At 67.4% G+C, this 26,959-nt stretch carries 23 protein-coding genes and 2 tRNA genes; 8 read left to right on the top strand and 17 right to left on the bottom strand.

Annotated elements, in window-relative coordinates; genetic code table 11:
- Nucleotides 1-12 precede the first annotated feature (12 nt).
- From dacB to C5B85_RS10185, 13 genes are all read right to left on the bottom strand, one after another.
- Entirely contained in the window at nt 13-1,425 is a 1,413-nt protein-coding gene (dacB, locus tag C5B85_RS10245; protein ID WP_104285923.1) for a D-alanyl-D-alanine carboxypeptidase/D-alanyl-D-alanine-endopeptidase, read from the bottom strand.
- A gap of 140 nt (nt 1,426-1,565) precedes the next feature.
- Nucleotides 1,566-2,366, bottom strand: coding sequence for a dihydrofolate reductase family protein (locus tag C5B85_RS10240; protein ID WP_104285922.1), 801 nt, complete (start codon nt 2,364-2,366; stop codon nt 1,566-1,568).
- 62 nt (nt 2,367-2,428) lie between these two features.
- Entirely contained in the window at nt 2,429-3,355 is a 927-nt protein-coding gene (gene folP, locus C5B85_RS10235) for a dihydropteroate synthase (protein WP_104285921.1), read from the bottom strand.
- Between the two features lie 70 nt (nt 3,356-3,425).
- Nucleotides 3,426-3,501, bottom strand: a tRNA-Thr gene (locus tag C5B85_RS10230).
- 87 nt (nt 3,502-3,588) lie between these two features.
- Nucleotides 3,589-5,187 (bottom strand): alpha/beta hydrolase, encoded by a 1,599-nt coding sequence (locus C5B85_RS10225; protein ID WP_104285920.1) that lies wholly within the window; start codon nt 5,185-5,187, stop codon nt 3,589-3,591.
- Nucleotides 5,184-6,353 (bottom strand): DNA polymerase III subunit delta', encoded by a 1,170-nt coding sequence (locus tag C5B85_RS10220; protein ID WP_104285919.1) that lies wholly within the window; start codon nt 6,351-6,353, stop codon nt 5,184-5,186. The genes C5B85_RS10225 and C5B85_RS10220 overlap by 4 nt, the downstream gene beginning before the upstream one ends.
- Nucleotide 6,354: 1 nt before the next feature.
- Nucleotides 6,355-6,993: a dTMP kinase gene (gene tmk, locus C5B85_RS10215; protein WP_104285918.1), complete on the bottom strand. Its 639-nt coding sequence runs from the start codon at nt 6,991-6,993 to the stop codon at nt 6,355-6,357.
- Nucleotides 6,990-9,887, bottom strand: coding sequence for a type I DNA topoisomerase (gene topA, locus C5B85_RS10210; RefSeq protein ID WP_104285917.1), 2,898 nt, complete (start codon nt 9,885-9,887; stop codon nt 6,990-6,992). The genes tmk and topA overlap by 4 nt, the downstream gene beginning before the upstream one ends.
- A 169-nt stretch (nt 9,888-10,056) precedes the next feature.
- On the bottom strand, nt 10,057-10,407 hold the full coding sequence (locus C5B85_RS10205) for an Rv3654c family TadE-like protein (protein WP_104285916.1): 351 nt from the start codon (nt 10,405-10,407) through the stop codon (nt 10,057-10,059).
- Nucleotides 10,404-10,754 (bottom strand): TadE/TadG family type IV pilus assembly protein, encoded by a 351-nt coding sequence (locus tag C5B85_RS10200; RefSeq protein ID WP_258070712.1) that lies wholly within the window; start codon nt 10,752-10,754, stop codon nt 10,404-10,406. The genes C5B85_RS10205 and C5B85_RS10200 overlap by 4 nt, the downstream gene beginning before the upstream one ends.
- Nucleotides 10,755-10,762: 8 nt before the next feature.
- On the bottom strand, nt 10,763-10,981 hold the full coding sequence (locus tag C5B85_RS10195; RefSeq protein ID WP_104285914.1) for a DUF4244 domain-containing protein: 219 nt from the start codon (nt 10,979-10,981) through the stop codon (nt 10,763-10,765).
- 60 nt (nt 10,982-11,041) lie between these two features.
- On the bottom strand, nt 11,042-12,082 hold the full coding sequence (locus C5B85_RS10190; protein WP_146077924.1) for a hypothetical protein: 1,041 nt from the start codon (nt 12,080-12,082) through the stop codon (nt 11,042-11,044).
- Complete coding sequence (locus tag C5B85_RS10185) at nt 12,079-13,251, bottom strand: TadA family conjugal transfer-associated ATPase (protein WP_104285994.1); 1,173 nt, start codon at nt 13,249-13,251, stop codon at nt 12,079-12,081. The genes C5B85_RS10190 and C5B85_RS10185 overlap by 4 nt, the downstream gene beginning before the upstream one ends.
- 585 nt (nt 13,252-13,836) lie before the next feature.
- Here C5B85_RS10185 and acs point away from each other — a divergent pair.
- Entirely contained in the window at nt 13,837-15,804 is a 1,968-nt protein-coding gene (gene acs / locus C5B85_RS10180; protein WP_104285912.1) for an acetate--CoA ligase, read from the top strand.
- A gap of 122 nt (nt 15,805-15,926) precedes the next feature.
- Here acs and C5B85_RS10175 read toward each other — a convergent pair whose 3' ends face one another.
- Together C5B85_RS10175 and C5B85_RS19185 are read right to left on the bottom strand one after the other, a co-directional pair.
- Complete coding sequence (locus C5B85_RS10175; protein WP_104285911.1) at nt 15,927-16,388, bottom strand: RidA family protein; 462 nt, start codon at nt 16,386-16,388, stop codon at nt 15,927-15,929.
- Complete coding sequence (locus tag C5B85_RS19185) at nt 16,385-16,549, bottom strand: hypothetical protein (RefSeq protein ID WP_167349022.1); 165 nt, start codon at nt 16,547-16,549, stop codon at nt 16,385-16,387. Before C5B85_RS19185 ends, C5B85_RS10175 begins: the two co-directional genes overlap by 4 nt.
- 98 nt (nt 16,550-16,647) lie before the next feature.
- Between C5B85_RS19185 and C5B85_RS10170 the strand changes: the two genes are divergently transcribed.
- The 5 genes from C5B85_RS10170 to C5B85_RS10150 all read left to right on the top strand — a co-directional run bounded on the left by C5B85_RS10170 (nt 16,648) and on the right by C5B85_RS10150 (nt 23,908).
- The gene (locus C5B85_RS10170; RefSeq protein WP_104285910.1) at nt 16,648-19,173 is read left to right on the top strand and encodes a transglycosylase domain-containing protein; all 2,526 of its coding nucleotides are present in this window, start codon (nt 16,648-16,650) and stop codon (nt 19,171-19,173) included.
- A gap of 50 nt (nt 19,174-19,223) precedes the next feature.
- On the top strand, nt 19,224-20,207 hold the full coding sequence (locus tag C5B85_RS10165; protein WP_146077923.1) for a metallophosphoesterase: 984 nt from the start codon (nt 19,224-19,226) through the stop codon (nt 20,205-20,207).
- Nucleotides 20,208-20,211: 4 nt separating this feature from the next.
- On the top strand, nt 20,212-22,740 hold the full coding sequence (locus C5B85_RS10160) for a transglycosylase domain-containing protein (RefSeq protein ID WP_104285909.1): 2,529 nt from the start codon (nt 20,212-20,214) through the stop codon (nt 22,738-22,740).
- An 85-nt stretch (nt 22,741-22,825) separates the two neighbouring features.
- Nucleotides 22,826-22,899: transfer RNA gene (locus C5B85_RS10155), tRNA-Pro, on the top strand.
- Nucleotides 22,900-23,011: 112 nt separating this feature from the next.
- Nucleotides 23,012-23,908, top strand: a complete 897-nt coding sequence (locus C5B85_RS10150; protein ID WP_104285908.1) for an aminoglycoside phosphotransferase family protein — start codon at nt 23,012-23,014, stop codon at nt 23,906-23,908.
- A 45-nt stretch (nt 23,909-23,953) separates the two neighbouring features.
- Here the strand turns inward: C5B85_RS10150 and C5B85_RS10145 are convergent, their stop codons facing one another.
- Together C5B85_RS10145 and C5B85_RS10140 are read right to left on the bottom strand one after the other, a co-directional pair.
- Nucleotides 23,954-24,466, bottom strand: a complete 513-nt coding sequence (locus C5B85_RS10145; RefSeq protein ID WP_104285907.1) for a DinB family protein — start codon at nt 24,464-24,466, stop codon at nt 23,954-23,956.
- Nucleotides 24,463-25,569 (bottom strand): glutathione S-transferase family protein, encoded by a 1,107-nt coding sequence (locus tag C5B85_RS10140; RefSeq protein ID WP_104285906.1) that lies wholly within the window; start codon nt 25,567-25,569, stop codon nt 24,463-24,465. Before C5B85_RS10140 ends, C5B85_RS10145 begins: the two co-directional genes overlap by 4 nt.
- Before the next feature lie 146 nt (nt 25,570-25,715).
- Here C5B85_RS10140 and C5B85_RS10135 point away from each other — a divergent pair, with 146 nt between their 5' ends.
- On the top strand, nt 25,716-26,498 hold the full coding sequence (locus C5B85_RS10135) for a glucose 1-dehydrogenase (RefSeq protein WP_104285905.1): 783 nt from the start codon (nt 25,716-25,718) through the stop codon (nt 26,496-26,498).
- Between the two features lie 60 nt (nt 26,499-26,558).
- Nucleotides 26,559-26,957: a DUF1801 domain-containing protein gene (locus tag C5B85_RS10130; protein WP_104285904.1), complete on the top strand. Its 399-nt coding sequence runs from the start codon at nt 26,559-26,561 to the stop codon at nt 26,955-26,957.
- The last annotated feature ends 2 nt before the right edge of the window (nt 26,958-26,959 follow it).

Genomic DNA, 26,959 nt, shown 5'->3' with positions numbered 1-26,959 from the left:
TGCCGCATCCGCTCACCAGTTGGCGAGGGATGCTCCGCACGAGTAGGTGCGGGCCGCGATGGTATCGAGGGCGTCACGGTTCGCGGGGGTGACGGCGCCGACGACGAAGAAGGCGAAGGTGAGCCTGCTGCCGTCTGCCGCTGTCATGTAGCCCGCGAGGCCGTAGACCTCGTTGATCCAGCCGGTCTTCGCGGTTATGGCGCCTGGCGGCACGCCGAGAGACGTGAGCCGGGTCTGGAGGGTACCGGTCTCACCGGAAGCGGGGAGGTCGTCGAGCAGCTGGGACGCTGCGATGTCGGGCTGCGAGATGGTCTGGAGGAGTTCGGCGACAAGCTCGGGTGGGACGCGGTTGTCTGCCGAGAGGCCGGACCCGTCAGCGAGCACGAGCCCGCTCGTGTCGAGGCCGAGCTCTGACAGCGCCTTGCTTGTGGAGGCCTGGATCGCGGCGAAGTCCGTGCCGACGCCCTGCTCGATGGCGACGAGGCGCGAGAGCATCTCGGCCACGTTGTTGTCGCTATCGATGAGGGCGTAGTGCACGAGTTCGGACACGGGTTGCGACCAGACCTCGGCCAGGAGCTTCGCGCCATCAGGCACAGACCCGCTCGCGCCGGTTGTGGCCGCGCCGAGCCGCGCGGCGAAGGCTCCAGCTGCGGCACCGCTCGGGTCTTCTGTGCGGGGCGAGACGAGGCTGGCGGGGTTCTGCCGTCCGCCGTCGACCATGAGCGCGGAGATGGGGCTGATGTAGCCGTCTGTGCGGTCGGCCTGCGACCATGAGGGCTGCCACTCCGCGCCGCTGAACGCAGATTTGTCGACCAGCACCTGCGTGAGCGCTGTGCCCGCGAGGCTCGGATCGTTCGACCAGGCCGTGCGAGTCTGCGCGGCGAGGTCGGCGAGCGTCGCCGTGGCGCCGGAGTAGTAGCTCGACGCGCCGCTGTCGGTCGAGGCGAGGGTCACGTCTCCCCCGCCCACGATGATGACGCTGCCTGGCTCGCTGCCTGCGTAGACGCGGGTCGGGATTCGGAAGTCGGGGCCGAGCACCTCGATGGCGGCGGACGTGGTGAGGAGCTTCATGACGGATGCGGTTGGCACCGCGTCCGTCGCCTTGCGCTCGTAGACGGTCTCGCCGCTCTGAGAGTCGACGACGACGCCGTGGAAGTCGAGGGCGCCGGCCGCGCTCGCCGCGTCTTCGATCGAGCACGTGCGGAGAGGCGCAGCGGCCGTCGGCTCGGCCGGGTCCGCGCGGACGGCGCCGAGGGTCTTCGGGGCGAGCACCTGGGCGTCGCTCGCGAAGGCGGGCGCGGCGACCGCGAACCCGCCACCGCCTGCTGCGAAGCCAACGCCGAGCGCCAGGACGCCGGCCAGCGCGAAGCCGACGAGGCGACCGATGCCTGGGCCTCGAAGCCGCGAGCTTGCTGATCCGGCCATGTCACCTCCGAGTGGAACCAGGGTGCCGCCTTGCGTCTGACGCCGCGGCAAGCTGCCAGTCTACTCAGCCGCCTGATGCGTCTCTCCGAGCGCGGGCAGCCCGAGCCTGGCACGCCGATGCCCCTGAAAGCGACTCACGTTCAGCTGAGTCCGGCCGAGCGCCGGTAGTGGAGCAGCAGCGTGTCGTCGCATTCGAGAACGCCCGAGAGCGCAAGCGGATGCTGCGCGAGCGTTTCGGAGTGCGTGATCCGGCCCCCGAATCCGCCGACAAGCGCCGGCGAGAGAGTGAGGCAGAGCTCGTCGAATGCGCCTTGCGCGTTGATCTCACCGAACAGTGATGGCCCGCCCTCGCAGAGCACCTCGCTGTGGCCAAGGTCGTGCAGCATGGCGCGCAGCTCGGTGACGTCGAGGGTTCCTGGGCGCTCCGGGTGCTCGGGCACGGTGAGGACCGTGGCGACCTCCCGGAAGGGGGCGAGCCGGTCGGGGTCGGAGACGGGGGTGACGACTATGGGGGGAACTGGCGCATCCGCGAACATCTCGTGTTTGGGGTCGAGGGCGAGCCGGCTCGAGACGATGCCGAGCGTCGGATGCGCCGGGCGCCCGCGCGCCTCCCGCCAGGCCACCGATGCCTCGGAAACCCGAAGGCCCACGTAGCCTTCGTCACGGAGCGTCCCTGCGCCAACGAGGACGAGGTCGGCGAGGCGGCGCAGCAGTTCGAAGACCCGGTGGTCGGCCGCGGTGCCGAGGCTTCCGGAACGTCCGTCACCGCCCATGGCGGCGCCGTCGACGCTCGCCACGAAGTTCAACCGGAAAGCACCGTTCGCGGGATAGGCATAGTGGGCGAGCAGCTGCTCGTCGTCGAGCCACCCATGCTGCCCTGCTGGCCCAGGAACCGAGTCAGGCCCGAGCAGTGAGCGGATCGCCGCGGCTGGAGCGTTCATGCAGTGAGCATGCCACGCCGACGTGCGTGGCGGTGGTGAGTCGGGTGCGAGCCAGGTGGGTGCTACGCGTTGTGACGCGTGTAGGCGGGGGCTCGCAGGCCGAGGATCGCTTCGGTCATGCGCGTCGCATCCACCGCCTCCGGCACGTTGTGCATGCGGACGATGCGCGCACCGAGCAGGATGCACGTGACGGCCGCAGCGAGCGACCCTGCCACTCGGTCGTGCTTTTCCCGGTCGAGAGTCTCGCCGATGAAGTCCTTGTTCGAGACGGCGGCGAGCGCAGGGAAGCCGAGCGACGAGATCTCGTCGAACCGCCTGGTCAGCTCGAGCGTGTGCAGCGTGTTCTTGTTGAGATCGTGCCCCGGGTCGATGATGAGCTGATCGTCCCGGACGCCAAGCTCCATTGCACGCCCGGCTCTGGCTTGCAGGAAGGCGCGAACCTCGCCGACAACGTCGTTGTACTCCGGGCGAGCGAGCTCGGCCCTTGGGGCCGCGACGCTGTGCGTGATGACGAGCTGGGCATCTGAGGCGGCCACGGCCCGAGCCAGGTCCTCATCTCGCAGGCCGCTCGTGTCGTTGATGATCCCGGCTCCCGCTGCAATGCAGGCGTCAGCGACTCGCGCGCGATACGTCTCGGCGGAGATCGGCACGTTCGTGCGTTCCCTGACCGCGCGGATGACGGGCACGACCCTCTCGATCTCTTCCGCCTCGGAGAGCTCCTGGCCTGGCGCAAACGGCTGCCCGCCGATGTCCACGATGTCGGCCCCCGCCCGTTCGGCCGCGAGCACGGCATCCACCGCGCTCTGCAACCCGAATGTGGCGCCGCCGTCGTAGAACGAGTCGGGCGTGCGATTCACGATCGCCATCACGGCGACCCGACGCGAGAAGTCGAACGCGTCGCCGGACCCCAGGCGGTGCAGCGGGCTACGCAGCGCGGGAACCGCGAGTCGCGGGTGCTGATCGGGGTCGTGGTGCCTGCGCTCGAGCATCCCCTCAGCGTACGGGAACGGTGGTCTCGAGAAGACAAAAGCCCCTCCGCACCAAAGTGAGGAGGGGCAATGGGGCCGCCTGCGAGAATCGAACTCGCGACCTATTCATTACGAGTGAATCGCTCTGCCGACTGAGCTAAGGCGGCCTGCCTGCAGCTCAACTCCCTGGGGTGCTGAACTCGACACCAAAGCATAACGCACACTTTGCTCAAGTGCACATCGGGGTGTCGCGGTCAGCAGACCAGGCCTTCCGCGGGCACCGTTCCGTCGATGAAGTACGCGTCGACGGCACCCGTGACGCAGCTGTCACCCTGCGTGTAGGCGAGGTGCCCCTCCCCCTCGAAGGTGACGAGCACCGCAGATTCGAGCTGCTCGGTCACGGCCTCCGCCCATGCGTACGGTGTGGCCGGGTCGCCGGTCGTGCCGATCACCAGGACGGGGTCTGCTCCCGCTCCCGTGACGGGAGCGAGCTCGTTGGTCGACGGGAACGCCCACTGTTGGCAGGTCGTATCGCCGAGCGCCTCGGGTCCAGGGATGCCGATGGGGGTGGACTCCGCGATCTGCCGGTTGAAGTCGGCGATCTTGGCCGGGTCCGTCTCGACCGGGTAGTCGAGGCAGTTGATGGCGGTGAAGGCTTCGAACATGTTGTCCGCGTAGGTGCCGTCAGGCTCGCGGCCGTAGTACGAGTCACTCAGCAGGAAGAAGCCCGCCGGGTCGCCCGCGGTTTCGTAGGTGGCGAACGCGTCGCTCAGGTACGGCCAGCTCTGGTCGTTGTAGAGGGCCGAGCTGATTGCTGTATCGATGACGCCGCTCGTGAGCATCCTGCCGTCTGCGTTCACGGGGAGGGTGTCGTCTGCCTCGGCCATGAGGGTGTTGATCTTCGCGATCGCGTCGTCGACGGTGCCGGTGAAGGGGCACGCCGTCGTCGTCAGGCAGTCCTCGAGGTACGTGCGGGTGGCCTCGCCGAACGCGCCCTGCTGGGCGAGCACGACTTCGAACGTGGACAGCGTCGGGTCGGTGGCGCCGTCAAGCACAACCCGTCCGACCGTCTCGGGGAACATGTCGATGTACTGCGCACCGATGTCGGTGCCATACGAGAAGCCGAAGTAGTTTGCCTTCGCGTCGCCGACAAGGGCCCGCATCATGTCGAGGTCCTTGACAGTGCTCTTCGTGTCGACGAACTCGAGCAGCGCGCCCGTGTTCTCGAGGCAGTCGTCGGCGAACTCCTTCGAGTTCGCGGTCACCTCGGCGATGATCTGCTCATCAGTCGCCGTGTCGGCGTCGAAGTTCTCGTCCACTCCGTAGAACCACTCGTCCATGCCTGCGTCGTCGCGGCAGTCGACGGCGCTCGATTTACCCACGCCTCTCGGGTCCCAGCCCACGATGTCGAAGTTCTCCATGAGCTCCGGCGTGAAGACGTACTCGGCGCTGTCGCGCACGAACGAGACGCCGGATGCACCAGGACCACCAGGGTTCGTGAAGATCGTTCCAAGCGAATCGCCGCTAGTCGCCGGCACCTTCACCAGTGCGAGCTCGATCTTCTCGGAGTCCCCATCCGCCCAGTTCATGGGTGCTTCCGCTGTGGCGCACTCTCGCCCGTTGCCGCAGGCATCCCAGTCGAGGTCCTGCTCGTAGAACGCTTGGATGCTCGGCTCGAGGCCGGACGGGATGACGTCAACGTCCTCCTGCGGACCGCTTCCCCCTCCGGAACCGCCACCGGCGAGTGTCGTGATGAGCGTGCATCCGCTGAGCACGACGATGACGGCACCGGTCAGAAGCGAGGCGCCGATGCCTCTGGCCGTGGTGCGACGACGAGTGGTCGGTCTGGTCATGATGCTCCCTGCTGCTTCGGCGTCCAGCTGATCAAGAATGCCTCCAGGACAAGCGCGACGGGTACGTTGGCGGCGAGTCGCGCTCGGGCCTTGCTGACCGCGTCGATGCTCGTGAGCACGTCGTCCGAGCTGCGGGAGCTCGTCGCGGCCTCCAACTCGTGCCTTCTGTGCTCGTTGACGAGCTCGACCGGCAACTGAAGCTGCAGCATGAGCAGGTCCCGCAGCAGAGACACGGAGTCAGTGAGGATGCGGTCGATCGCGTCGACCTGGCCGCGCTTGGCCCGGCGCTTCTGGTGCTCCTCGAGCTCGCGGATCTGCCCGCGGAGCTGCCTCGGCACCGCCTGTCCTGGCGTGAGCCCGAGCGATCGGAAGGCTGCGGCGCGCTCCTTGTCGTCGCGGTCGGCCGCGTTGGCGGTTGCGTCCTCGTCGGCGATCGTGACGAGCTGCGCGGCCTTGCGGACGGCGTCGCCCGTTGTGCGGATGTCGAGCAGGCCGTCGAGCGACGCGTCGCGACGGCCCCAGGCTTCCTCGCTGGTCGCGAGGCGCTTGGCCATACCGACGTGGCTTTGGGCTTCGCGAGCCGCGCGGAGGGCGACGTCCGGTTCGATGCCGTCTCTCCGCACGAGCAGCCCTGCGACGTCGCGCACCTCGGGCACACGCAGGCGGACGCTGCGCACGCGCGAGCGGATGGTCGGCAGCAGGTCGGCCTCGCTTGGCGCGCAGAGCACCCAGACGGTCGACTCCGGCGGCTCCTCGATGGCCTTGAGCAGGGTGTTCGAGGTGCGCGCGACCATGCGGTCTGCGTCCTCGACGATGATGACCCGGTAGCGCCCCGTCATGGGGGACATCGATGCGCGCTCGACGAGCTCGCGCGCCGTCTTGATGTCGAGCTGCACGGTCTCGGTGACCACGGCCGTGAGGTCAGGATGCGAGCGAGCCCTCACCTGCACGCAGGACGGGCACACGCCGCATCCGTCGTTCGGGCACAGCAGGGCCGCGGCGAAGGCGTAACCCATGTTGCTCCGGCCCGAACCTGGCGGGCCGGTGATGAGCCAGGAGTTGGTCATGCCGCTCGTGTCGACGGCTCCCCGCTTGGAGGCCTTCGCGGCGTTCGCGAACAGGGCGATCGCGTCGTCCTGACCTGAGAGGTCGTCCCAGACGGTCACGCTACTCGCCTGCCGGTGGCCGCTCGAGGAGCTCGGCGACGCGGGTGCGGATGCGTTCGGCGACGTGCTCGCGCGGCTGGGTTGCGTCGATCACAAGGAACCTGCCCGGGTCTGCAGCGGCGAGGCCGAGGAAGGCTGAGCGCACGGAGTCGTGGAAGGCCTTCGACTCGGCTTCAAGCCTGTCGTAGGTACCGCGGGTGGCGCCGATGCGTCGCCGGCCCTCCTCTGGGTCGAGGTCGAAGAGCACCGTGAGATCTGGGAGCAGGCCGCGGGCCGCCCACAGCGAGAGGTCCCTGACTTCGTCTGCGCCGAGCTCGCGCCCCGTGCCCTGGTAGGCGATCGACGAGTCGAGGTAGCGGTCCTGCACGACGATCTCGCCGCGCTCGAGCGCCGGCCGGACAACCGTTGCGATGTGGTGCGCGCGGTCGGCGGCATACAGGAGCGCCTCGGCGCGCGCATCCATGTGTCCCTTGCGGTGCAGCACGAGCTCGCGGATATCGGCGCCGAGGTCGGTGCCACCCGGTTCGCGCGTGCGCACAACCGTCTGGCCGAGCGACGTCAGCCAGTTCTCGAGCAGGCCCGAGTGCGTCGACTTGCCTGCGCCGTCGCCGCCCTCGAGCGTGATGAAGAGACCCGTCATTCGGTGGTTGCTGCTTCGCTGGCCTTGGCCACCGGCTTCTTGGCTGGTGCGCGCTTCGCGGCAGGCTTCTTCGCTGCAGTCGTCTTCGTAGCGGCAGACTTCGCGGCTGCAGGCTTCTTCGCTGCGGGCTTCTTGGCGGCGGGTTTCTTGGCCGCTGTCGTCTTGCGCTTCACCGGGCCCTTGGCGCGCTTGTCGGCGAGCATCTGCACGGCTTCCTCGAACGTGACGTCCTCGGGGTTCGCGCCGCGCGTCACGGTGACGTTGGTCTCGCCGTCGGTGACGTACGGGCCGAAGCGGCCGTCCTTGATCTTGATCGGCTTGCCGCTCACCGGGTCGGCCTCGAATTCCTTGATGGCCGCCTTCGTGGTGCGAGCGCCGTACTTCGGCTGCGCGAAGAGCTCATGTGCGGCTTCGAGCGTCACGGTGAAGATTTCGTCCTCGCTCGTGAGCGAACGCGTGTCGGTGCCCTTCTTCAGGTACGGGCCGTAGCGGCCGTTCTGCGCCGTGATCTCGGCGCCCGTTTCGGAGTCCGCCCCCACCACGCGCGGCAGCTCGAGCAGCCCGATGGCTTGCTCGTACGTGACCTGCTCCGGGATCATCGACTTGAAGAGGGACGCGGTGCGAGGCTTGTCTGCGGCAGCGGCCTTCTTGGCGCGCGGCTTCTTGACGGGGCGCCCCTCTGCTGCGGCGGCCTTCGCTTCGGCTTCTTCTGCGAGAGCCTTGGCCTTCGCTTCTGACTCGGCGGCAGCTTCCTCGGCCTCGGACGGGCCTTCCGTGACGTACGGGCCGAAGCGACCGTCCTTCACGAGGATGCGCTTGCCGGTCTCGGGAACAACTCCGAGCACGCGGTCGGTCTGGATGGGCGCTTCCACAAGCTCCACGGCTTTCGCGGCCGTCAGCTCATCGGGAGCGAGGTCTTCGGGAACGTTGACGCGACGCGGGGTGTCACCTTCCGTCTCCGGCGCCACCTCGAGGTAGGGGCCGTAGCGGCCGATGCGCAGGACGATGCCTTCTGCGAGCGGCGTGGAGTTGATCTCGCGCGCGTCGATCTCTCCGAGGTTGTCGATGACGCCGCGGAGACCCTTGTGGTCTTCCGTGCCGAAGTAGAACCCGCGTAGCCAGTCGGTGCGCTGCTCGGAGCCTGCTGCGATGCGGTCGAGGTCGCCCTCCATCTGCGCCGTGAAGTTGTACTCCACGAGGTCGTGGAAGTGCTCCTCGAGGAGGCGAACGACGGAGAAGGCCGTCCAGCTGGGCACGAGCGCGCTGCCGCGGGGCGCGACGTAGCCGCGATCGATGATCGTGGAGATGATCGACGCGTACGTCGACGGGCGGCCGATGCCGAGCTCGTCGAGTGTCTTGACGAGGCTCGCCTCCGTGTAGCGCGGCGGCGGGCTCGTCTCGTGGCTCTTCGCGTCGGCCGACTCGGGGTCGAGCTTCTGCCCCTTCGTGAGCGGTGGCAGCTTCGCTTCAGCGGTGGTCGAGTCGTCGCGCGCCTCGTCCTTGCCCTCCTCGTAGGCGGCGAGGAAGCCGCGGAAGGTGATGACGGTGCCTGACGCCTGGAATTCCGCGACGCGGGTTGTGACTGTTCCCTGAGCGTCGGACACGTCGACGGGAGAGGCGTCGATGGTGACGGTCGCCGTCTGGCCCTTGGCGTCGGCCATCTGCGAGGCGATCGTGCGCTTCCAGATGAGGTCGTAGAGCTTGAAGTCGTTGGGGCTCAGCTTCGGGCGGAGCTCGCTCGGGAGCGCGAACGTGGACCCTGCTGGCCTGACGGCCTCGTGCGCCTCCTGGGCGTTCTTCGACTTAGAGCCGTAGAGGCGAGGGGAGGCGGGTACGGTCTCGGCGCCGTAGAGCTTGGCGGCCTGGGTACGGGCGGCGTTGAGCGCCTGCGACGACAGCGAGGAGGAGTCGGTACGCATGTACGTGATGTAGCCGTTTTCATACAGCGACTGCGCAACGCTCATCGTCTGGCGGGCGGTGAAGCGCAGCTTGCGCGCGGCTTCCTGCTGCAGCGTCGAGGTCGTGAAGGGGGCGGCGGGGCGGCGCGTGTACGGCTTGGACTCGACCGAGGACACCGTGACCGGTACGGTCCCCGCCGTGAGCTGCACAGTCAGCGTCGTCGCCTCGGCCTCACCGAGGATCACGGACGAGTTCTTGAGCACACCGTGGTCGTCGAAGTCGCGTCCGGTCGCGACGCGCTCGCCGTCGAGCTTCGTCAGGCGGGCGACGAACGCGGAGCCTTCCTTGCCCTGCTCCGGCGCGAAGCGTGCCTCGACGCCCCAGTAGCTGGCCTTTACGAACGCAAGGCGCTCACGCTCGCGGTCGACGATGAGACGGGTGGCAGCCGACTGGACACGACCGGCGGAGAGCCCTGGACCGACCTTGCGCCACAGCACGGGTGAAACCTCGTAGCCGTAGAGCCGGTCGAGGATGCGCCTGGTCTCCTGGGCATCGACGAGGTGCACGTCGATGTCGCGCGTCCGGTCCTTGGCGGCTTCGATGGCCTCGCGGGTGATCTCGTGGAACACCATGCGCTTGACGGGCACCTTCGGCTGGAGCACCTGCAGGAGGTGCCAGGCGATGGCCTCTCCTTCGCGGTCCTCATCAGTTGCGAGGATGAGCTCGTCGGCATCCTTCAGCGCTCGCTTGAGCTCGGCGACGGTCTTTTTCTTCTGCTCGGAGACCACGTAGTACGGCTCGAACCCGTTGTCGACGTCGACGCTGAACTTTCCGAGTGAGCCTTTCTTGAGCTCTGGCGGGAGGTTCTTGGGCTCGATGAGGTCGCGAATGTGGCCGACAGAAGCGAGCACGGTGTAGTCATCACCGAGATACTGCGAGATGCTCTTCACTTTGGTCGGCGACTCGACGATGACCAGTGTGTTGCTGCCTGACACAAGCGTTCCTTGGATGGGTCTGCGTGCTTTCGCACGACGATTCCGGCTGGCCGGAGTGATGTGGGGGCTGTTGCCACCCGTCGGCGCCCATTATATGGACGGGCTGGTTTGTGAACGGGCTGGCTGGACGGAAGGCCTCCAACTGCTGGCGGCTCCGCCTCACGACTTCTCATTCCGGCGGCGGTCCTGCCCTCGACGGTTCCGAAAAGACGAACGGGCCGGACTCTACACGAACTCGCACAACGGCCTCCCGGCCGCTGACCTTGCACTCCTCGAGGGATGCCCCGTTTGCCCTCACGACACGGGCGGCTTCTGCGCACGGTTCTCCGTCTCGGAGGCCGGACGCCACGTCGGCCGCAGCGAGTGCTCCAGCGTCAGCGGCGGCCTGTGCTGACTGCCTCGCCGGGAAGACAGCCAGCACGCCGACCGCCCCAACGGTGATCGCGACGAGGAGCAGCGCCACGGCGAGCACGAGGACTCCGCCCGCCCCGCGTTCGCCGGACGGGTCTCCGGCGCTCATCGGCCCCCGCCGAGCGCGCAAGCGCGGGCAACCACTCGAATCGGGAGCTCCCGCTCGCCGAGCTCGAGCGGCGTGGATGCACGTGCGCAGACGAGGTCATCCGGGCGACTGATCTCGAGCTCCGCGGTCGGAACGAGCGCCAGCACGCTCGCGCGCGCGATCGCTTCGTCGTCTCCCCTGGCGATGAGCCTCACGGCGTCGGCAACCGCGTCCTGGAGTCGGACCTGCACGACAACGCCTTGGAGCCCGGCGAGGCAGAAGGCGAGCAGCAGGACGACGGCAGGTGCGACGATGGCGAACTCCGCTGTCGCGGACCCCCTGGCCGAGCCCGTGCGCGATCGCCGCACCCGGCGCATCACTCGTCCAGCGTGAGGGCGGTCCGGATGATGTTCTCGAGCAGTCCCCGCACTTCGTCGCTCTGCATGATGACGACGAGGAGCCCCGCGAAGGCGACAGCCGCCATCGTGGCGATCGCGTACTCGGCAGTCGCGGCCCCCTCCTCGTCGCGAAGACGGCTGCGGACTCCCCGCAGCAGGTCGCGCGACCGCTCGATGATGCTCTGGATCTGGAACATTGGTGTACCTCTCTTATTACGCATTGCCATATCGAATTCGGCACGAGCGTTCGTGGCGGCTCACAGCCGCGAGACGGTCTGGGTGACGACGGCGAGGATGAGCGGCGCGACGCCGAGCAGCAGGAACGCGGGGAGAACGCAAAGCCCGAGCGGCAGCATGAGACGCACACCGAGTTCGGCCGCCTTCGCGCTCGAGGCCGAACGCGCATCGCGCCGCTCCAGTGCGGCTTCACTGCGAAGGAGCGACGCCGCCGGCACTCCTGCTTCTCGGGCGAGCGTCAGCACGCGCTCGACCCGACTCTCCGCGAACCGCGTCTCGGATCGGTGGCGCCGAGTCCCGTCGAGACCCGCGTCTTCGAGCACCCGTTGTACTTGGGTGACCACCGCGAGCGCGGATGCACCACCGAGCATTCCGAGCGCCGTCAAGTCGAGCGCGAGGCCAGGCAGATGCTCTCGCTTGGATGCCGCTGTGATGAGTGCCCGGTTCCAGAGCTGCGCGGCGAGCATGAGCGAGAGGCCTCCAGCGAGGCACGCGAGCCCGAGCGGCGTACCGAGGAGCATCCCGAAGCTGTCGAATCCGAGTGCGAGGCCAAGCAGCACGCCTACGGCGGGCAGCCCCATGACCAGACGGGCCGCGCTGCTCGGACCTGCGAGCGCGAGCTCCACCTCGCGCTCGGCCGCCCCGTAGTCGCGAAAGGTCTGGGCCAGATCGGAGAGGCCACGGGCAAGCGGCGCCCCCGTGCGCTCTGCGATCGACCAGGCGCAACCGAGGGCGCGCCAACTCGACTCGTCGTGTTCGCGGAGTATCAGCCCGGCCCGTCGCCCCGCTCGCATTCCCCTCGCGACGCTCAACTCGATGGGTTCGATGTGGCCAGCTGTGCTCGGCGGAGCGCCTACGAGTTGGGTTCTCAGTCGAACCCAGCGCCGCAGCGTCCGCCGCAACCACCCGCTGCGGTCAGGCGGGCGAGGACCGTCAGAAGCCGCGAAGCTGGCAACGTGCTGCCACGCTGAGACCGGGGTCGCGCCGCCCGCGAGCAGAGCCGCGAGCCGTTCGACGGCCGCGGCGGCGCGCTCCGCGGCATCCACGTCCCGCCGCGTCACCGCCGCCCCGGATCCCGGCGGCGCACGGCCGCAGAAACCTCCACGGGGGCAGGCGCAATCGTCGTGACGTTCTTGGCGTCGCCCGCGGCGCGCTCCTTGAGGGACACGATCGCCAGACGACCGGCGTCGTCGAGACAGAACTCTCCGATGTCCGCGAGCCTTCTGTTGCCGACCGACGTGCGTTCGACATGCATCACCAGGTCGATCGCGCTCACCGTCTGCCGAGCTACCGCGTCTTGCGTCATTCCCGCGAGGGCGCCGAGCGCCTCGAGCCGCGACGGCACGTCGGCGAGCGAGTTCGCGTGGAGCGTGCCCGCACCCCCGTCATGGCCGGTGTTGAGCGCCCCCAGCAACTCTCGGAGCTCGGCGCCACGGCATTCGCCGAGCACAAGGCGGTCTGGGCGCATCCGCAGCGACTCACGCACCAGACGCTCGAGCGGCACGCTCCCGGCTCCCTCGATGTTCGCCTGCCGCGCCTCGAGTGAGACGCTGTGCGGGTGCGCGAGGCGGAGCTCGGCCACGTCCTCGATCACGATGATGCGGTCGCGTGGGTCGGCCTCGGAGAGCATGGCGGAGAGGAACGTCGTCTTCCCGCTCCCACCGGCGCCCGTGACGAGCACGTTCGCTCGCGCACGCACGGCCTCCCTGACCAGCTCCTCCGCGCCCGGGGAGAAGAACGCCTGCCGGTCGAGCTGCTCCAGAGTGAGCTGCCGCACCCTCGGTGTCCTGATCGAGAGGAGGGTGCCGGAAATTGACACGGGTGGAAGCACGGCGTGCACGCGGATTCCGTCCGCGATGCGCACGTCGACGCAGGGCGCGGACTCATCAAGGTGCCTGCCTCCTGCCGCGACGATGCGGACGGCGAGCTCGCGAAGGGCCCGCTCGCTCGGCGCGAGCCAGGTCTCCTCTCGTTCTGCGCCCTTTCCGCGGTCGACGTAGAGCCCGTCTGCGCCGTTGACGAAGAGGTCGGTGACTTCACCGTCTGCGACGAACGCAGCCAGCGGGCCGAAGGCTTCGGCCTGGCCTCGGGTCAGCGAGCGGACGGAGCGTACCGTGCCATCGTCGACGGCCGCTCGTGGAGGCAGGGTGAGCGACGCCGCCCGTTGAGCCGCCGGACGTGCGACGAACCGCTGACCGGATGCGGAACCAGGAGCTGAGCCATATGACATGCACGAAGCGTAGGAACGCTCCGCAGCTCGTGGGATGGCGAACCTCTCGGCTGTGGAGAGAAGGTTCTGCACAGGGCGTATGTCGACAGAGTCGCGCAGTGAGCAGCTCCTCGCGCCGTCAGTCGCGTAGTTAACTGAAGAGGCGCCCGGACAGGGGGATATCCGAGCGCCTCAGCTCATGCAGCGTTCAGGGGGGGTTGATTGCTGCAGAGCGACGATAGTTGCGACAGAGAGCGAAACCATCGATGTCCATGCTAGTGCATAATTCGTCCGGAAAAATATCCAGGCCTCATGCAATCGAAAAAAGTTCGACTACAGGCCGCATCCCCGCATGGAATCACGGATCTCGCTGCATAATTCACCCGCGACACGCCGAGCGAGAGACCACCCGGGTGGCACAGAATGCACAAGGTATGGCACGGGTCGCGGTTCACTTCCCCTCCTGCGGGCGGCTTCTCGAGCCGGAAGGCCCTCGACATTCCCCCCGAAAGGCGGGAGTCGCAGCCCATGCTGGCTCCGTAGACTTCTGGCACACTGCGCCGCAAAGATGCGGTGCCAGATCGCAATGACGCGAAAGGACCTGCGGTGGCTGACAAGATCGAACACCTCCTGGAAGACCTCGAGACCTTCCCACCAAGCGACGACTTCGCGTCCTCTTCCCCCGTACCCGCAGACCTCGCGGGACGTGCCGAAGAAGACAGGCTCGGCTTCTGGGCTGACCAGGCCAGGGAACTCCACTGGTCGACCCCGTTCACCGAGGTCCTCGACTGGAGCGACGCCCCGTTCGCCAAATGGTTCGGCGACGGCACGCTCAACGCGAGCTTCAACTGCGTCGACCGCCACGTGCTGGCGGGTAACGGCGACCGCGTCGCGATCTACTGGGAGGGCGAGCCAGGCGACAAGCGCACGATCACCTACGCCGACCTTCTCGGGGAGGTGAAGCGGGCAGCGAACCTCCTCGAGAGCCTCGGCGTCACGGCAGGGGATGTGGTCGCGATCTACATGCCGATGATCCCGGAGACGGTCGTCGCGATGCTCGCCTGCGCGCGCATCGGAGCCGTGCACTCCGTCATCTTCGGCGGCTTCAGCGCCGACTCCATCCGAAGCCGAGTCGAGGATGCGAACGCGAAGCTCGTGATCACGAGCGACGGCAGCATCCGGAAGGGTCGCATCTTCCCGCTCAAGGAGACGGTGGATGCGGCGCTCGAGGCCGAGGGGCACACCGTCGAGCATGTGCTCGTCGTCCGTCGCGCCGACAACGAGCCGGCGCTCACCCCCGGGCGCGACCTGTGGTGGCATGAGGAGATCGCGCAGGTCAGTGACGAGCACGTCGCGAAGCCCTTCCCCGCCGAGCATCCGCTGTTCATCCTCTACACGTCGGGAACGACTGGGAAGCCGAAGGGGCTGCTGCACACGACGGGCGGCTACCTGACGCAGACGTCGTTCACCCACCGCACCATCTTCGACTTGAAGCCGGAGCAGGACGTCTATTGGTGCTCCGCCGACGTCGGCTGGGTCACGGGGCACAGCTACTTCGTCTACGGCCCGCTTGCGAACGGCGCAACTCAGGTCATGTACGAGGGCACACACGACACTCCTGACCTCGGCCGCTGGTTCGACATCATCGAGCGCTACGGCGTCACGATCTTCTACACGGCGCCGACGGCGATCCGCGGCTACATGAAGTCGGGCAGGCAGATTCCCGCGAAGTACGACCTGTCGTCGATCCGCCTCCTCGGTTCCGTGGGTGAGCCGATCAACCCAGAGGCCTGGGCCTGGTACCGGGAGGTCATTGGAGGGAACCGGGTCCCGGTGGTCGACACGTGGTGGCAGACCGAGACGGGTGCCATCATGATCTCCGCGATTCCGAGCCAGGTCGCCCTCAAGCCGGGGGCCGCGCAGGTTCCCGTGCCGGGTGTGGTTGTCGAAGTCGTTGACGACAGGGGTGAGCGCGTCAACCCCGGCGAGATGGGCCTCCTCACGATCACCGAGCCGTGGCCGTCCATGACGCGCGGCATCTACGGGGACCGCGAGCGCTTCATCGAGACCTACTGGTCGCAGTTCCCCGGCCGCTACTTCGCCGGCGACGGCGCGGGTGTCGACAAGGACGGGCACCTGTGGCTGCTCGGCCGCGTTGACGACGTCATGAACGTCTCGGGCCACCGGCTTTCGACCACCGAGATCGAGTCGGCGCTTGTCGACCACCCGTTTGTCGCGGAGTCGGCGGTCGTCGGCGCGAGCGATGAGACGACCGGTCAGGCCGTCGTCGCGTTTGTCGTCCTGAAGGAGAGCAAGAAGGCGGAGATCGAAGCGTCGGATGCACCACAGGTGCTGCGCTCGCACGTGTCGTCGAAGATCGGCGCGATCGCGCGTCCCCGTCAGGTGTACGTCGTCGCTGAGCTCCCCAAGACGCGCTCCGGGAAGATCATGCGCCGCCTGCTCCGGGATGTCGCGGATGGCAAGGCCGTCGGTGACACGACGACCCTCACGGACGCGTCCGTGATGTCGGCGATCTCGGCCGGGGTCACTTCCGGAGCCGCTGACGACGACTGACGACGATTGCTCCTGGCTGCCGCGGAGACGTGGCTGACAGCGCCGGGGAACGACGAAGCCCTGCACCTCTCGGAAGAGGGATGCAGGGCTTCGGTCTGAGCGGATGCTCGCGAGCTGACTCGCTATTCGTACGCGACGATGAGATCGACCTCGACGGGCGAGTCGAGCGGCAGCACTGCGACCCCGACGGCCGCGCGCACGTGCGTACCCGCATCGCCAAAGGCGAGGCCGAGCATCTCGGAGACCCCGTTGGCGACAAGCGGCTGCTCGGTGAAATCGGGAGCAGAGGCGACGTAGACGGTGACCTTCACGACGCGCGTCACGCGGTCGAGGTCGCCGATGACGGATTTGATCGCTGCGAGGGCGTTGAGGCCGGCAAACGCGGCGAACTCGATGGCGTCGTCGCGAGGAACCTCGGCGCCGACCTTGCCCTTCTCAGGAAGGGCTCCCTCGATGAACGGCAGCTGCCCGGACGTGTAGACGAGTCCCCCGTGCTCGACGGCGGGGACGTAGGCGGCGACGGGGGCAGCGACGGGTGGCACTGCGAGTCCCATCGCGCCGAGACGCTCTTCGACCTGACTCATGCTTGCTCCCCTGCGATCGGACGCTTCATGTAGGCGACTGATCCGCCCTCGGCATTTGTGGAAACCTGCACCAGTTCCCAGCCCTGAGCACCCCAGTTGTTGAGGATGACAGTGGGGGTGTGCAACGGGAGCGGGGTGATGAAATATTCCCACTTCTGCATGGACGTCCTCCTGTGCGGTGAGCGCTCAGACATCTCATGGGGTTCTCATTGAACACTCCTGAAGACGCCGCGAGCGGGTGTGACTTACCCTTGATCCTATGTCTGTCACGAATCCAGGGGCGCCCAAACGCAACATTCTGGGTGGCCTCCTAGGGCTGCTCGGGATGAGCGGAGTCGCGGGCGTGCTCGTCACGGCCATGATCACTCCGCTCATCGCCGTCACCGGTGTGGCCGCGAACAGCACGATCTCGCTGTTCGAGAACCTGCCGACGTACCTCGAGATCGGCTCATTGCAGCAGAAGACCGAGCTGTACGCCTCCAACGGACAGAAGTTCGCTGAGTTCTACAACCAGAACCGCGAGGAAGTCCCGCTCGACCAGGTCTCCCCGTACGTCGCGCAGGCCGCGATCTCGGTGGAGGACCCGCGGTTCCGTGAGCACGGCGGCGTCGACGTCATCTCCGCCGCACGCGCGCTCGCGCAGTCCGTGATCGGAGATGGCGCGGCAGGCGCCTCTACGATCACAATGCAGTACGTCCGCAACGTGCGCGTCCAGACAGCAGAAGCGATCCCCAACGAGGAGGAGCGCGACAAGGCCTACCTCGAGGCCACCGAGACCACGACGGGCCGCAAGCTTCAGGAGATGCGCCTCGCGATCGGCGTCGAGAAGCAGTTCTCCAAGGATGAGATCCTCCAGGGCTACCTCAACATCGCCCTCTTCGGCGGCACCACGTACGGCATCGAGTCGGCAGCCCAGCGCTACTTCGGAAAGTCGGCACTCGACCTGAATCTGCAGGAGTCTGCGAGCCTCATCGCGATCGTGCAGGAGCCGAACGCCTATCGCCTCGACGTGCCAGAGAACATCGAGGCGAACAAGATCCGCCGCGACTACATCCTGATGCGCATGATGGAGGAAGGCGCCATCGATCAGGCCACCTACGAGGCGACCGTCGCGACGCCCGTCGAACCGCATCCCACCGAGCCGAGGCACGGCTGCGGCGCGGCTGAGGGCAACGCCCAGTACTTCTGCGACTACGTGCGACTCGTGATGGTGCAGGACCCGGCGTTCGGTGAGACCTACGAGGAACGGCAGTTCAACTTCCAGACCAAGGGCTACCAGATCCACACGACCCTCGACCTCGACATGCAGGCGCAGGGCGCGGCCACGATGGCTTCTGCCGTTCCGGCATACGTGGACGGCATGAACCTCGGTTCAGCGGCCTCGATGGTCGAGGAGGGCACGGGACGCGTGCTCATGATGGTGCAGAACACCGCCTTCGGTGACACCGAGGAACTCGCATCGCAGCCCGGCTACACCTCGGTCAACTACAACACCGACCTCGACTACGGCGGATCCACGGGGTTCCAGACCGGATCGACGTACAAGATCTTCACACTGGCCGAGTGGCTCGCCTCAGGCAAGTCGCTGAACGCGTCGGTAGACGGCAAGAACCGGGCCTTCAATCGCCTCAACTTCCAAGACTCGTGCATCGGAGCGGACGGCGGCTCCTGGTCGCCGACGAACGACGGCGGCGCGAAGGTCGGCAACGTCTCGGTTCGCCAGGCCACGTCGCAGTCCATCAACACCGCCTACGTTGCCATGGCCGAGCAGCTCGACCAGTGCCGCATCCGTGACACGGCGATGGCAATGGGCGCTCACCGAGCGGACGGCGAGATGAACTCCTCGCTGCCCGCCGCGATTCTCGGCGCCGCGAACGAGATCGCCCCGCTTTCCATGGCAACGGCTATCGCCGGGTTCGCGAACGGCGGCGTCACCTGCTCGCCCATCGCGATCGACGGCATCGACCTGCGCGACGGCACCCAAGTGGAAGCACCGAAATCGACCTGTAACCAGGCAGTGACCCCGGAGGTCGCAGCTGGTGTCACGTCGGCGCTCCAGGGCGTTGTCAACGGTGGAACCGGGAACGCTTCGAACCCGGGCATCGCACCACTCATGGGCAAAACCGGGACCACTGACAACGGCATCCAGACCTGGATGGTCGGGGCGACCAGCAAGGTCGGAATGGCTGTCTGGGTTGGAAACGCCAGCGGTCAGCAGCCGATGTACAACGTCGACTTGCCGCGCGCGGTCGCAAGCCAGACGCGTCACGTGATCTTCAACGACGTCATCGCTCAGGCGATGCGCGTCTACGGTGGCGATTCGTTCCCGCAGCCGACCGGCAGCGCGGTCCAGAACGAGCAGGTAACAGTTCCAGACCTGGCCGGCAAGACGACTGCAGAGGCCAAGACCTCGCTCGAGGGCCTGGGCTTCAGCGTCTCGATCGGCAACCCCGTTGAATCGGATCAGGCCGAGGGCACCGTGGCGAGCACGCTGCCAAGCGCGAACACACGGGTCACGCAGGGCACGACGATCACGATCAACCCGTCGCGCGGCCCGGAGACAGCACCGACGACAAACGCCATCGTCGCGCCTGACCTGGCCGGCCAGACCCAGGAGCAGGCACAGGCGACGCTCTCCCAGCTCGGGTTCAGCGGCACCATGTCGATCCTGACGGAGAAGAACGCCACCGTCCCGAGCGGGCAGGTGATCCGAACCGACCCGGCGCCGGGCTCAGAGCTCGAACGCAACGGGTCCGTCCAGGTCTACGTCTCTTCCGGCCCGTAGTCCCGACCGGCCCACATGGGGCCGCCGCACCAACCGAAACGAGTTTCACCATGGCGAATTCCCTCGCCAACTCGAGCTCCGCGAGATCTTCCGGACTCGGACCAGCCTCATCCCGACTCAGACCCGTCGCGGCCGTCGCCCTCACCCTCGCCGGGGTGGGGGCGGCGACCGCCGTCTACGGCACGATGATCGAGCGCCGCGCTTTCCGCCTACGCCGCGTCGAGGCGCGCATCCTGCCCCCGGGGTCGGCTCCGCTGCGTGTGCTGCACCTGAGCGACTTCCACGTCGCCCCGTGGCAGCGCAAGAAGCAGGAGTTCGTCAGGGGACTCGCGGCTCTGAAGCCCGACCTCGTCGTCGGCACCGGCGACAACCTCGGCCACGTCGACGCCGTCCCGACCGTCGCCCACATGCTCGAGCCGTTCGAGGGAATCCCCTCGGTGCACGTCTACGGCTCGAACGACTACCTCGGCCCGGTCCTCAAGAACCCCTTCACGTATTTCGGCCGCTCTGCCCACATCGCGAAGAAGGCCCCAAAGCTCGACACGAAGAGCCTCACGGGCCACTTCGACCGTCTCGGCTGGACTGCCCTGAACAACGCGGCGGCCGTTCTCGAGGTCGCGGGCAGGCGCATCCGCTTCCTCGGGGTGAATGACCCGCACATCGACGCCGATGACTTCGCCGCGGCTGGCGAAGCGCTCCGCGAGGCATCGGAGGGGCAGGACTGGGATCTCACGATCGGGCTGGCGCACGCGCCGTACCAACGTGTGCTCAGCGGCCTCGTCGACCTGGGAGCGGATGCGATCTTCGCGGGCCATACCCACGGCGGCCAGGTGTGCGTGCCCGGGTACGGTGCGCTTGTCACCAACTGCGACATCCCACGCCAGCAGGTCAAGGGCCTGAGCACCTGGACCTCGCGTGGCCGATCCGCCGCACTCCACGTCTCCGCCGGTCTCGGCACGTCCATCTACGCACCCGTGCGTTTCGCGTGCCCACCGGAGGCGACTCTCCTGACCTTCCTACCCCGGGTATCGTGACGCCATGGCAACAAAGCAACGTGGAAGCTGGAAGCGCGGTCCTCTGACCCGCGTCCTCGGACTGGTCGGGGTGAGCGGGCTCGCCGCTGTCCTGATCACCGCGCTCGTGACTCCGCTCGTCTCCGTCGCCAACATCGCGGAGAACAGCTCGATCAACCTCTTCGAGAGCCTCCCCGACTACCTGGAGATCAACGAACTCCAGCAGGTCACCGAGCTCTACGCCAAGCAGGGCGGGCAGGACGTCAAGTTCGCCCAGTTCTACAACCAGAACCGCGTCGAGGTTCCGCTCGACCAGATCTCCCCGTGGGTTCCCCTCGCGGCGATCTCGGTGGAAGACCCCCGTTTCCGTGAGCACGACGGCGTCGACGTGATCTCTGCGGCCCGTGCGCTCGTGACCTCGGTCATCGGCGACGCCTCGGCTGGCGCCTCCACCATCACCATGCAGTGGGTACGTAATGTGCGCGTGCAGGAGGCCGAGGCGATCCTCGACCCCGAGGAAAGCAAGAAGGCCTACGTCGAGGCGACCGACCCGAACACGGGCCGAAAGCTCCAGGAGATGCGGCTCGCCATCGGTGTCGAGCAGCAGTACTCGAAGGACGAGATCCTGCAGGGCTACCTCAACATCGCCCTGTTCGGCGGCACCACGTACGGCATCGAGTCGGCGGCCCAGCGCTACTTCGGGAAGTCGGCACTCGACCTCACGCTCGCCGAGTCCGCGAGCCTCATTGCGATCGTGCAGGAGCCGAACGCGTACCGGCTCGACCGCGAAGAGAACATCGAGGGCAACAAAGAACGCCGCGACTACATCCTCATGCGCATGATGGAAGAAGGCGCAATCGACCAGGCCACCTACGAGGCCACCATCGCGACGCCCGTCGAGCCGAATCCGAAAGACCCAAACCACGGCTGCGAGTTCGCAGAAGGCAACGCGAAGTACTTCTGCAAGTTCGTGCAGCTCTCCGTGCTCCAGGACGAGGCCTTCGGCGCCACCGAGGCCGAGCGGATGTTCAACCTCGCAGGCAAGGGCTACAAGATCTACACGTCGCTCGACCTCGACATGCAGGGCGTCGCAACGCAGTCCATGCAGAACGCGGTGCCTGCGACGTACCCGGGCACCGACCTCGGCGCCGCGGCGTCCATGGTCGAGAACGGCACTGGCCGCATCCTCGCGATGGTGCAGAACACCCAGTTCAGCGAAGTCGCCGAGAACCAAGAGCAACCCGGCGTGACCTCCGTGAACTACAACACGGACTACGAGTACGGCGGATCGACGGGCTTCCAGACAGGGTCGACGTACAAGATCTTCACGCTCGCCGAGTGGCTCTCATCGGGAAAGTCGCTGTACGCGTCGATCCCCGGGCAGAACCGCACGTTCTACCAGGAAGACTTCTCCAACACGTGCGAGCCGGAGACTGACGGCCCCTGGGCGCCCACCAATGACAGCGGACAGCGGGTTGGCACTGTCTCGGTGAAGTCAGCGACCGCGTCGTCGATCAACACGGCGTACGTGTCCATGGCCGAACGCCTCGACCAGTGCCGCATCCGTGACACCGCGATGGCCCTCGGCGGCCACCGCGCAGACGGCGCGATCAACTCCTCGCTGCCCTCCGCCATCCTGGGTGCAGCCAACGAGATGGCCCCGCTTTCCATGGCGACCGTCATGTCTGGCCTCGCGAACAACGGCCTCACCTGCACGCCGACCGGCATCGACCGCGTCACGCTCAGCGACGGAACGGACGTCACTGGCCCTAAGTCGCGCTGCATTCAGGCCGTCTCACCGCAGGTGGCTGCTGGCGTCGACGAAGCCCTCGCTGGCGTCGTCGAAGGTGGCACCGGTTCGCGGTCGAACCCCGGAATCGTGCCGCTCATCGGCAAGACGGGAACCACCGACAACGGCCTGCAGACCTGGATGGTCGGGGCGACGACGAGGGTTGGCCTCGCCGTCTGGGTCGGCAACGCCAACGGCCTCGTGCCGATGTACGACGTCGACTTGCCGCAGGCCGCGGGAAGCCAGACGCGTCACGTGCTCTTCAACGAGATCATCGGGCACGCGATGACGACGTACGGCGGCGGCGACTTCCCGGAGTACGTCGAAGACGAGGACGCGCTTGTGCTCGCGACCGTCCCGGACCTGACGGGCCGTTCCACGGAGGAGGCACGCCAGGTGCTCGAAGGGCTCGGATTCGGCGTCTCCATAGGCCCCTCGGTCACGTCTGACCAGTCGCCTGGCAGCGTCGCGAACACCCTGCCGACCGCGAACACGCGCGTCGACAAGGGCACGACCATCACCATCCACCCTTCCGCGCTGCCCGAGGACGCGGCGAGCGGGCTGCTCGCGCCTGACGTCGCCGGCAAGACGCAGGACGAGGCGACGACGCTGCTCGCGGGCGCCGGCTTCAGCGGAACCGTGACGATCATCGCGGAGAAGAACGCCACCGTGCCGAGCGGACAGGTCATCCGAACTGATCCCTCGACGGGGACGCCGATCGAGCCGACCGGCCAGATCAGACTGTTCGTCTCATCCGGCCCGTAGGAGTTTCCGTTGCTCGCGCCCTCGGTTGGCGGCGCGGGCAACCTTCGGGTACTCTTGGGGAGTTCGCCGCTCGGCGGTGAGCGATCGGGGTGTGGCGCAGTTTGGTAGCGCGCTTCGTTCGGGACGAAGAGGTCGTGGGTTCAAATCCCGCTACCCCGACACTGTGTCGTAACAAGAAGAGGCCCGAGTTCGCAACGCGAACTCGGGCCTCTTTTGTCGCCACCGCGAGCATTCGGTCGCCTGTGGTGTAGCTTCGGCCCATGCCAAACGCGTGGTCCTCGTGCTGATCCCTGACGACCTCGTGCGCCGCCTGACCGGCCGCCCCGCAGACATCTCGGACGACGGCGACGCCTGGCTCGCGCGACTGCCCGCGCTCATCGAGCAGCGCCTCACCGCCTGGGACCTGACCATCGCAGGCGACGCCCGCAACGGCCACAATGCGATCGTGATCCCGGTCACGAGGCGTGGCGAGGCGCAGATGCTGAAGCTCAGTTGGCCGCACCGGGAGGCGTCGGCGGAGCACCTCGGGCTGCGACATTGGAACAGCAACGGGATCGTGCGCCTCACGGCCGCCCATCCGGCCGACTTCGCCCTGCTCCTCGAGCCGCTCCACGCATCCCGCGACCTGCACGCCATCGAGACTGACGACGCCTGCCTTGTCATCGGCGGGCTTCTGCGTCGTTTGCACGTCGCTCCCCCGCACTCGGTGCCCGACTTCCGCGAGGAGGCGAGGGGTTGGATCGAGCCGCTCCGCGCGTATCCGTCGTCGGTGCCGCGACGCTGGGTCGACCGCGCGCTCGACACGTTCGATTCGCGACCCTACGATCCGAAGCTGCTGCACCTTGACCTGCACTACGGCAACGTGCTCGCGGCCGAGCGCGAGCCGTGGCTGGCCATCGACCCGAAACCTGTCGCGGGGCCGGCGGGCTTCGAGGTGTACCCGGCGCTGCGCACTCGTGTCGACGACTACCGCGGCGGGGCGCTCATGCACGCCGAGGTGCGCAGCCGGGTCGAGCTCATCAGCGGTGAGGCTGGTATCGACCTCGACGACGCCAGGGAGTGGTGCATCGCGCACGCCGTGCTCAACGCGCACCAGGTCGCCGAGGAAGGCTGGCCGACGCTCGTGACCCTGCACCTCGCCATCGCGAAGGCGCTGTCGGACATCTGAGCACCCCGCCGTCCGCTGAGCGGCCGGGGTCACCGCTTCCGCGCGTCAGCCCCGAGCGATCCCCGCGGCGTATGCGGCCTGGCCAATGTGCTGGGCCGCGTCATCGATGATGCTGACGATGCGGGCGGCTCTCGTGACGGGCGGATCCCAATCCTCGTCGATGACCTCGCCGAGTGCGTCGGGGGCGAGCGAGCGGATGTACGAGCGCAGTGCATCCGTCGTCGCGCGCAGGTAGTCGAGCAGCAGCGTCGCATCGTCGACGACGACCGCCCGGGCTTCCGCGCTCGAGTGCCCGTAACCGACCGAGTTCCCGACCTCACCGAGGTCGAACCGAGTATCGAACCCTTGCGACGACCACACCTCGTCGCTGCTCGAGAGCGCAGCAACCTGCACGTCGATCTCGCGCGCCGTGTGCCAGAGCAGCCACGCGATCGAGTTGTCGTGGCCGCCCGGATGCGCGTTGAGCGTATCTGCGGCCAGCTTGTCCGCAAATCGCCTGGCCGTCTCGATGGGCCGGCTCGCGAACTCGTCGAGCACGTCCCGTGCGTCGACGCTCATGCGCGCGTCCGTCCGAGGTGCACGAGGTCGTGATCGGCTTCGATGGGTTCGAGGTTCGGACCTGGCGGGGTGCCGTCGCCGAACGGGGAGCCGCCGAGCTGCTCGCGGAAGTGCGGCAGGTTCCAGTTGTGCAGCTCGGGGCCAGCCGGCACGATTCCGCTTGGGTTGATGTCGCGGTGCACGTCGTAATAGTGGCGTTTGATGTCGACGAAGTCGGTCGTGTCGCCGAAGCCTGGGGTCTGGAACAGGTCGCGCGCGTAGGCCCACAGCACGGGCATCTCGCTCAGCTTCTGCCGGTTGCACTTGAAGTGGCCGTGGTAGACGGCGTCGAAGCGCGCCAGGGTCGTGAAGAGGCGCACGTCGGCTTCCGTGATGGTGTCGCCCATGAGGTAGCGACGCGTCTCGAGGCGCTCCGAGACGATGTCGAGCGCCGTGAAGAGGCGGTCGTAGGCCTCGTCGTAGGCCTCTTGCGAGCCCGCGAATCCGCAGCGGTAGACGCCGTTGTTGATCTCCGTGTAGATGTGCTTCATGACGGCGTCCATCTCGTCGCGTAGCACCTCCGGGTAGAGGTCGGGTGCCCCGTCGCGGTGGAAGTCGGTCCACTCGGTCGAGAAGTCGAGCGTGATCCACGGGTAGTCGTTGGTGACGACGCCGCCGCTCGGCACGTCGACGATCGCGGGCACGGTGATGCCACGAGGGTAGTCGGGGAAGCGCTGCAGGTAGGCGTCCTGGATGCGTGGGATGCCGAGCACCGGGTCGAGGCCGCCCGGGTCCTTGTCGAAGGTCCACGAACGCTTGTCGTGCACCGGTCCGCAGATGCCCATCGAGATCGCGTCCTCGAGGCCAAGGAGCCGGCGCACGATGATGGCGCGGTTCGCCCACGGGCAGGCCCGCGCGACGACGAGCCGGTAGCGGCCAGCCTCGACGGGCCAGGTCTGGATGCCCTCGCCGACCGAGCGCGCACCCTTCGTGATGCGGTCACCGATGTAGTTCGTGTCGCGGTCGAAGGGCTGACCTGCCTTCGAGTACACGCCCTGTTCGGCCGCTTCCTCGCTCGCCGCTTCTTCACCGTCTGGCCGTGCATCCTGCGTCGCCTGAGTCATGCGCCAATCCTAGGAAGCGGATGTGGATGCTCCCTGGGGGCGGCTTCTCGCATTCGTCGGCGGGTTCGGAATATTTTCACTGACTCATGACATAACTAAAGTGTCGTCCTGCGACTGCCGGGCGATGCAACCTACGAAGGAGCAGCATGTCTCGGTTCACCGACAAAGTCGTTCTGATCACCGGTGGGGGTTCAGGCCTCGGCCGCGCCGCCGCCATCCGCGTCGCGAGCGAAGGCGCGAAGCTCGCGCTCGTCGACATCTCAGAGCAGGGCCTCGAGGCGAGCAAGGCCGCCATCCTCGATGCCATCCCTGGAGCCGAGGTCTTCACCACGACCGCAGACGTCTCCAGCGAGGCTGACACCGACGCCTACGTCGCGGCGACCATCGAGCGCTTCGGCCGCATCGACGGCTTCTTCAACAACGCCGGCATCGAGGGCCGCCAGAACCTCACCGAAGACTTCGGCGCAGCAGAGTTCGAGCGTGTCATCGCCATCAACCTCCGCGGTGTGTTCCTCGGCCTCGAAAAGGTGCTGAAGGTCATGCGCGAGCAGGGCTCCGGTTACGTCGTCAACACGGCTTCCGTCGGCGGCATCCGCGGCGTCGGCAACCAGTCCGGCTACGCCGCCGCGAAGCACGGAGTCGTCGGCCTGACCCGCAACTCGGCCATCGAGTACGGCCAGTTCGGCGTGCGCATCAACGCCATCGCGCCCGGCGCGATCTGGACGCCCATGGTCGAGAACTCCATGCGCCAGCTCGATGCCGAGCACCCGGAGAAGGCTGCGGAGCAGTTCATCCAGATCAACCCCACGAAGCGGTACGGGCAGCCAGAGGAGATCGCGGCCGTCGTCGCGTTCCTCCTCTCCGACGACGCGAGCTACATCAACGCCGCGGTAGTGCCCATCGACGGCGGCCAGTCGGCCAAGTACTAACCGGCATCTGCAGGCAGCAGCGGTCCCGCCGCCAGCGATCCTCGGGTCTACGCTGGCGGCATGACCGCTGCCACTTCGCCGGATGTCGACGCCTACTTCGCCGAGCTCGCGCATCCGCTGAGAGGCGTCGCCGAAGCGCTCCGGGAGCTGCTCCTCAGCGCCCACCCGGACGTGGTCGAGAGCATCAAGTGGAAGGCACCGAACTACGCGGTCGCCGGCGCCGACGACTTCGCGACCCTCAACCTTCGTCGCCCGACGGCGGTTCAGCTGGTTCTGCACACGGGGGCGAAGGTGAAGCCGGAGCATCCCGAGCTTGTGGTCGACGCGCCCGCGAAGCTGCTGAAGTGGCCGGGCCGAAACCGCGCGACCGCCTCCTTCGCGAGCCTCGCCGAGTTCGAGGATGCGCGCGGCGCGCTCGAGGACATCGTCCGGTCGTGGGCCGCTCAGGTTCAGGCGTAACC

The sequence above is a fragment of the Pseudoclavibacter sp. AY1F1 genome, assembly GCF_002931075.1.
Lineage (GTDB): Bacteria > Actinomycetota > Actinomycetes > Actinomycetales > Microbacteriaceae > Pseudoclavibacter.
This window is presented reverse-complemented; position numbering and strand designations above follow the sequence as displayed.

Coding starts and splice junctions, on each gene's coding strand:
- C5B85_RS10205 (WP_104285916.1), bottom strand. CDS start 10,407: ATGAGCGCCGGAGACCCGTCCGGCGAACGCGGGGCGGGCGGAGTCCTC.
- C5B85_RS10240 (WP_104285922.1), bottom strand. CDS start 2,366: ATGAACGCTCCAGCCGCGGCGATCCGCTCACTGCTCGGGCCTGACTCG.
- C5B85_RS10195 (WP_104285914.1), bottom strand. CDS start 10,981: ATGTTCCAGATCCAGAGCATCATCGAGCGGTCGCGCGACCTGCTGCGG.
- C5B85_RS10135 (WP_104285905.1), top strand. CDS start 25,716: ATGTCTCGGTTCACCGACAAAGTCGTTCTGATCACCGGTGGGGGTTCA.
- C5B85_RS10175 (WP_104285911.1), bottom strand. CDS start 16,388: ATGAGTCAGGTCGAAGAGCGTCTCGGCGCGATGGGACTCGCAGTGCCA.
- folP (WP_104285921.1), bottom strand. CDS start 3,355: ATGCTCGAGCGCAGGCACCACGACCCCGATCAGCACCCGCGACTCGCG.
- C5B85_RS10160 (WP_104285909.1), top strand. CDS start 20,212: ATGGCAACAAAGCAACGTGGAAGCTGGAAGCGCGGTCCTCTGACCCGC.
- C5B85_RS10140 (WP_104285906.1), bottom strand. CDS start 25,569: ATGACTCAGGCGACGCAGGATGCACGGCCAGACGGTGAAGAAGCGGCG.
- dacB (WP_104285923.1), bottom strand. CDS start 1,425: ATGGCCGGATCAGCAAGCTCGCGGCTTCGAGGCCCAGGCATCGGTCGC.
- C5B85_RS10170 (WP_104285910.1), top strand. CDS start 16,648: ATGTCTGTCACGAATCCAGGGGCGCCCAAACGCAACATTCTGGGTGGC.
- C5B85_RS19185 (WP_167349022.1), bottom strand. CDS start 16,549: ATGCAGAAGTGGGAATATTTCATCACCCCGCTCCCGTTGCACACCCCC.
- C5B85_RS10185 (WP_104285994.1), bottom strand. CDS start 13,251: ATGTCATATGGCTCAGCTCCTGGTTCCGCATCCGGTCAGCGGTTCGTC.
- C5B85_RS10165 (WP_146077923.1), top strand. CDS start 19,224: ATGGCGAATTCCCTCGCCAACTCGAGCTCCGCGAGATCTTCCGGACTC.
- C5B85_RS10145 (WP_104285907.1), bottom strand. CDS start 24,466: ATGAGCGTCGACGCACGGGACGTGCTCGACGAGTTCGCGAGCCGGCCC.
- C5B85_RS10130 (WP_104285904.1), top strand. CDS start 26,559: ATGACCGCTGCCACTTCGCCGGATGTCGACGCCTACTTCGCCGAGCTC.
- C5B85_RS10225 (WP_104285920.1), bottom strand. CDS start 5,187: ATGACCAGACCGACCACTCGTCGTCGCACCACGGCCAGAGGCATCGGC.
- tmk (WP_104285918.1), bottom strand. CDS start 6,993: ATGACGGGTCTCTTCATCACGCTCGAGGGCGGCGACGGCGCAGGCAAG.